The sequence below is a fragment of the Nocardia sp. NPDC058497 genome, from assembly GCF_042720195.1.
In the GTDB taxonomy this organism is placed as follows: domain Bacteria; phylum Actinomycetota; class Actinomycetes; order Mycobacteriales; family Mycobacteriaceae; genus Nocardia.
In genome coordinates this window covers 1-1,627 of sequence record NZ_JBHXMY010000900.1, presented here as the reverse complement: position 1 = coordinate 1,627, position 1,627 = coordinate 1, and the positions used below count along the sequence as shown (strand labels likewise).

The window sequence follows — 1,627 nt, the reverse complement described above, 5'->3', positions numbered from 1 at the left end:
TGTTCAGGTTGCCGTCATAGACCCAGTTGAACACGATCGGCGGGTTCGTCCGGACGCTCCAGCGACCGGACGGCGAGGTCACCACCCGGCCGTCGCGGGTGAGCACGCCCACCTCGTCGTGGGAGAACGTCCACTTGCCCTTGCTGGTCGGGTAGTTCAACCGCAGCGTCACCCTGCCGCCCGTGTGGTTCTGCACCACCAGGCACGATCCCGGGTTGTTCCGGTCGATCGCGTACTCGCCGTACTCGCCCTCCTCCACGTTCTCGCCGCTGTCGGTGTACTCCACCGCGTCGGTGAAGTCGGCGTGCGCCGGACCGGCCCCCATGATGGTCACGGTGGTCACAGCGACACCCGCCGCTATCAGCCCCAGAGTCTTCATCCCGCTCCTCCTGTTGTGCCGGCGGTGTGTGCCGGCCCGCGAAAGAGCTTTCCGGGCAAGGACTTCCGATTCCTTGTCACCCGCTTAACGCGGGACGCGCGGACCAGGGGCACCCGGAGATCTCACCGCGGCGGTCGAACGGTTGTGCGCACGGATTTCGTTTTTCCGCGCGAACGCGCTAATGTTTCTTCTCGCACGCCGAAGCCCCTGGTAATCCCGGATCGGGCCGAGAACTGCACGCGGATGTAGCGCAGCTGGTAGCGCATCACCTTGCCAAGGTGAGGGTCGCGAGTTCGAATCTCGTCATCCGCTCCACGAAAAGCCCGGTCGACACCATGTCGCCGGGCTTTTCCGGTTGTCAGCGCCGGGCGATCCGCTCGAGCGTCAGCGGGGGCAGGAATTCGCCGATCAGGGTGCGGCGCCACCATATTCGCTCGCGGAACAGCTCGCGGGGCGTGCTGAAGTGGTACTCGTACAGGCGGGCACGCAGGTAGTGCGGCGGCTCGTCGGGGAACGGGCAGTGCCGCAGCAGCCGCAGCGTGTCAGGATCGTTGCAGAGCAATCGCGCGGCCAGCGGCAGCGCCCACGACCGCGCATAAGATGGTGACAGCGCGGCGAACCACATCAGCCAATCCAGCCGCAGGTGATACGGCGCCCATTGGCCAGGGCGATGCCGTGGGTCGCCCGGTTTGCCCTTGAACTCGTACTCGCGCCACACCGTGTCCGTGGTGAGGTGGGTGGCATCGGTGCCCTCGATCACGATCTCCTCGCGAACCCGGGTGATGCTCCCGAAGGCGCCATAGGTGTTGACCAGGTGCAACGGGTCGAACGAGGCGTTCATGGCTTGACGTGGGGACAGCAGGTTGTCGATCGGCCAGAAGCTCAGCACGGTGACCATCGCGACGTAGGCGAGCGCCGCCCCGATGAACCACGCCGGTGGCGCGGGCACCGGTGGCGCGTCGGGCAGCACCGGGTAGGTCCGCGCGTCGACGGCGGTGGTGGCGAGCAGCAGCGTCACCCAGTTCAGCCAGGCGAAATTGCCGGAAATCACCAGCCACAGCTGGGTGACGATGATGATGCAGGCGGCCACGCTCGCCACCGGTTGCGGCATGAACAACCCGAACGGCACGACGAGCTGGGCGAAGTGATTGGCCGCGACCTCGACCCGGTGCAGCGGCCGGGGCAGATGGTGGAAGAACCAGCTCAGCGGACCCGGCATCGGCTGGGTCTCGTGGTGGTAGTACAGGC

Annotated in this window: 2 protein-coding genes and 1 tRNA gene; 1 reads left to right on the top strand and 2 read right to left on the bottom strand. The window is 66.5% G+C overall.

All coding sequences use genetic code 11. The features are described 5' to 3' along the window. A partial coding sequence (locus ACFWPJ_RS32275; protein WP_378857237.1) for a hypothetical protein occupies positions 1-379 on the bottom strand: 379 nt, incomplete at its 3' end. A gap of 239 nt (positions 380-618) precedes the next feature. Here ACFWPJ_RS32275 and ACFWPJ_RS32270 point away from each other — a divergent pair. Then, positions 619-694 (top strand) — tRNA-Gly (locus ACFWPJ_RS32270). 43 nt (positions 695-737) lie between these two features. Here ACFWPJ_RS32270 and ACFWPJ_RS32265 read toward each other — a convergent pair. After that, positions 738-1,627: lipase maturation factor family protein (locus tag ACFWPJ_RS32265; protein ID WP_378857235.1), on the bottom strand; the 890-nt coding region annotated here is incomplete at its 5' end.